This is a genomic window from Streptomyces sp. NPDC055189 (assembly GCF_053606765.1).
In genome coordinates, this window is record NZ_JBSGSG010000177.1 from 1 (window position 1) to 3,980 (window position 3,980).

The window sequence follows — 3,980 nt, forward strand, 5'->3', positions numbered from 1 at the left end:
GCCTTGCGGAACGGGTGGGCACAGCAAGAGCGACCTCGGCGTGTTCCGTGGGCATCGGAACCCCCGGCGTACCCGACAAGCGGTGCAAGGCGTCCAGGAGGCGTTCCAGGCGGGCCGCGTACGCGTGTTCGCGGGCCAATGTGCCGGACAGCCACGCCAGTTCGGGCCGCAGTCCCGCCGCCCACTCCTGGTCGAGCAGCGGGCGGAACGTGTGCAGGGTGCCGCCGATGCGGCGGGCCGCGCACCGCAGGGCCCTTGCCGCCTCCAGGGACTCCTCCGCGCCCTGCGCGTCGGTCGTCGACTCGCGGTGCAGCCTCAGCGAGCGCAGGAACTCCGTGGCCTGGCCCTGCAGATAGGCCGACAGGACATCGCCTGTCGTCGTCTCATGGTTTAGCTGTGCCACGCCGGCGCCTCCGGGCGTCTATGAGCGTCTCCTGTACGTTCCGCAGGGGCTGGCCCTCCGGATCAAGGGCGTGCCGGGTCCAGTTGCCGTCCGCGCCCAGGTGCCAGGAGGCGGTGGTGTCCGACATGCCGGTCTCCAGGAGCCGGTTCAGCGTCGCCCGGTGCGCCGGGTCGGTGACCCTGACCAGTGCCTCGATACGTCGGTCGAGGTTGCGGTGCATCATGTCGGCGCTGCCGATCCACACCTCGGGCTCGCCCGCGTTGCCGAAGGCGAAGACGCGGGAGTGCTCCAGGAAGCGGCCGAGGACGGAACGGACCCGGATCGTCTCCGAGAGCCCCGCGACACCGGGCCGCACCGCACAGATCCCGCGCACCCACACGTCCACCGGCACGCCCGCCTGGGACGCGCGGTAGAGCGAGTCCACGACGGCCTCGTCGACCATCGAGTTGCACTTGATGCGCACGTAGGCCGGGCGGCCCGCGCGGTGGTGCTGGATCTCCTTCTCGATGCGGGAGATCAGGCCGTCACGCAGGGACTTGGGGGCGACGAGGAGCCGGCGGTAGGTCTCGCGGCGCGAGTAGCCGGAGAGCCGGTTGAAGAGGTCGGACAGGTCGGCGCCCACCTCCTGCTTGGCGGTGAGCAGCCCCAGGTCCTCGTAGAGCCGGGCCGTCTTGGGGTGGTAGTTGCCCGTGCCCACGTGCGAGTAGCGGACCAGGGTGTCGCCCTCCTGGCGTACCACCAGCGACAGCTTGCAGTGCGTCTTCAGACCGACGAGGCCGTAGACGACATGGCAGCCCGCCTCCTCAAGCTTCCGCGCCCACTTGATGTTCGCCTGCTCGTCGAAGCGCGCCTTGATCTCGACCAGTACGAGCACCTGCTTGCCCGACTCGGCGGCGTCGATCAGCGCGTCGACTATCGGGGAGTCGCCCGATGTCCGGTACAGCGTCTGCTTGATCGCGAGGACGTTCGGGTCGGCGGCGGCCTGCTCAAGGAAGGCCTGCACGGACGTGGAGAACGAGTCGTACGGGTGGTGGAGAAGTACGTCGCGTTCGCGAAGGGCGGCGAAGATGTCGGGGGCCGAAGCGGACTCCACCTCGGCGAGGTCGCGGTGCGTGCCCGCGATGAACTTCGGGTACTTCAGCTCGGGCCTGTCGAGGGCCGCGATGCCGAAGAGCCCCGTCAGGTCGAGCGGGCCCGGCAGCGGATAGACCTCCGCCTCGCTTATCTTCAGCTCGCGCACGAGCAGGTCCAGGACGTTCCGGTCGATGGACTCCTCGACCTCAAGGCGGACTGGCGGCCCGAAACGGCGCCGCATGAGCTCCTTCTCCAGGGCCTGGAGAAGATTCTCGGCGTCGTCCTCCTCCACCTCCAGGTCTTCGTTCCGGGTCAGCCGGAACATGTGGTGCTCCTGGATCTCCATGCCCGGGAACAGCTCCGCGAGGTGCGCGGGAGCGGCGATGACGTCCTCGATGGGGACGTACCGCTGGGGGGAGGCCTCAAGGAAGCGGGAGAGCAGCGGCGGAACCTTCACACGCGCGAAGTGGGTGTGCCCGGACACAGGGTTCCGCACGACCACGGCGAGGTTGAGCGAGAGCCCGGAGATGTACGGGAAGGGGTGCGCCGGGTCGACCGCGAGGGGGGTCAGGACGGGGAAGATCTGCTGCCGGAAGAGCGTGAAGAGGCGGGACTGCTCCTTCTCGGTCAGCTCGTTCCAGCGGACCAGGTGGATGCCCTCGTCGGCGAGGCCGGGGGCGACGTCTTCCTGGTAGCAGGCGGCGTGCCGCGCCATGAGCTCGCGGGAGCGGTTCCAGATCAGCTCCAGGACCTCGCGGGGCTGCAGACCCGAGGCCGAACGGGTGGCGACGCCGGTCGCGATGCGCCGCTTCAGACCCGCCACCCGGACCATGAAGAACTCGTCCAGGTTCGAGGCGAAGATCGCCAGGAAATTAGCCCGTTCGAGGAGCGGGGTGTTCGGGTCCTCGGCAAGCTCCAGAACGCGCTCGTTGAAGGCCAGCCAGCTGCGCTCCCGGTCCAGGAACCGGCCCTGGGGCAGTTCCTGCCCGTCGTGCCCGACCTGGCCGTCCTCGTCGTACGCGTCCAGGTCGGCATCGATGTCGGGGTCGAGATCGGAGACCGCGGCGGACAGCGTGTGCGGGCGGTGAGCGGCGATGGAGCCTACGGAGGGCTGGGCGTGTCTGATAGTGCCGTGGCCCGAAGGGTCTCCGCCAAGGGCGGTGGTGGGAGACGGGTGGGCCTGACCTTGCGTGCTGGGCTGGCTCATGGCCCCATTCTTCCGCGCGGGGACGCCGATAGGCGCGTCGGAGGATGCCGGGGTGAGACGGAGCTTCCCGTTCATGGGGAGAGGGTCGGGCACGGCGGGCTGCATTGAGCGAGGATCGCAAGGCAGTCTGAATCACTGGTTACGGCGACATGACGTGCGGGACATGTGCCGTGGTCCCCCGGACGTCTACAGCTCCGGGGGACTGTCGCTGGCGGGTTCGCCGATCAGGCCGTACGGCGCTTGAGCACGCGGAATGCGGCGTAGGCGGCTGCGGCGGCGAGGGCGAGAACGATGGCGGTCTCAATCAACTGGACGTACCAGAAGTGGGAGTAGGGGTGGTAGTCGACGTACCAGCCGGTGATCTTGGTGTCTGTGGGGCAGGGGTAGTGGGCCCTCTGGCTAGGGGAGCACTGCGCGGCGACGAAGCGCTCACCGGCGGCGTTGTGCACCCCCATGTCCATGATCAGGGATTCCAAGGGGAGCCCGTGCATCGTGTAGCCGGTGGTCGTGCCCGACGCGCGCCCCGAGATCGTGTCCGTGGGGAACAGCTGCCAGCGCAGATTGCCCAGGCCGAGCAGGACGCCACCGGTGACCAGGCCCCCGGCGACCAGCGCCACCAGCGTGCGACGCACAAGGAGCCCGACGAGGGCGCCGACCGTGACGCCGAGCAGGCAGTAAGCGATGAGGGCCGGGCCGAGGGACTCGTAGACGCCGCGGTCGGCCCAGAGCAGATCCGCAAAACCCGCATGGCCGGCCCGCCCGATCCAGAAGATCGCCATGAGGGTGAGCCCGCCGGCCACGCTCAGCACGGCGAACACCGTCAGCTTCGAGATCAGCCAGCGCGCGGGCGACTGTGACTGGGTCCAAGCGAGCCGGTGAGTCCCCGACTCCATCTCGCGGCCGATGACCGGGCCCGCGACGAAGGTGCCTATCAGGACGGGGATCGCGAGCATTCCCGTGGAGTAGCTCTGGAGGAACTCGTAGAGCAGCGTCCGGGCGCTGGCGAAGCCTAGGAACGTGTCGCAGGAGCCGTCCGACGTGCAGGGGCCGGTGGGCTCCGGATAGGCGTAGGCCGCCCAGCGGAGATAGCCGGTCACCACGGCCGCGAGTACGACGAGGCCGAGCCCCGTCCACAGCGCGCCACGGTGCAGCCGGACGTCCGCCCAGCGGGAACCGCGCAGGAGAGGGGCGCTCATGCCGTCCTACCTTCTTGAGTGCGTCCCGTGAGTTCGCGACTCTGGGTCTGCGCGGGTGGGGCAGGGATGGTTTTCATGCTGGCTGCCCTCCATGGCTTCG

At 69.2% G+C, this 3,980-nt stretch carries 3 protein-coding genes; all 3 read right to left on the reverse strand.

Annotation, left to right across the window (positions count from 1 at the left end; translation table 11 throughout):
• The coding region (locus ACWFR3_RS46595; RefSeq protein ID WP_453740789.1) for a CHAD domain-containing protein at positions 1-403 on the reverse strand (403 nt) is incomplete at its 3' end.
• The gene (locus tag ACWFR3_RS46600) at positions 384-2,684 is read right to left on the reverse strand and encodes an RNA degradosome polyphosphate kinase (RefSeq protein ID WP_453740790.1); all 2,301 of its coding nucleotides are present in this window, start codon (positions 2,682-2,684) and stop codon (positions 384-386) included. The genes ACWFR3_RS46600 and ACWFR3_RS46595, both read right to left, overlap by 20 nt.
• A gap of 224 nt (positions 2,685-2,908) precedes the next feature.
• Positions 2,909-3,880, reverse strand: coding sequence for an ABC transporter permease (locus tag ACWFR3_RS46605; protein WP_453740791.1), 972 nt, complete (start codon positions 3,878-3,880; stop codon positions 2,909-2,911).
• Positions 3,881-3,980 lie beyond the last annotated feature (100 nt).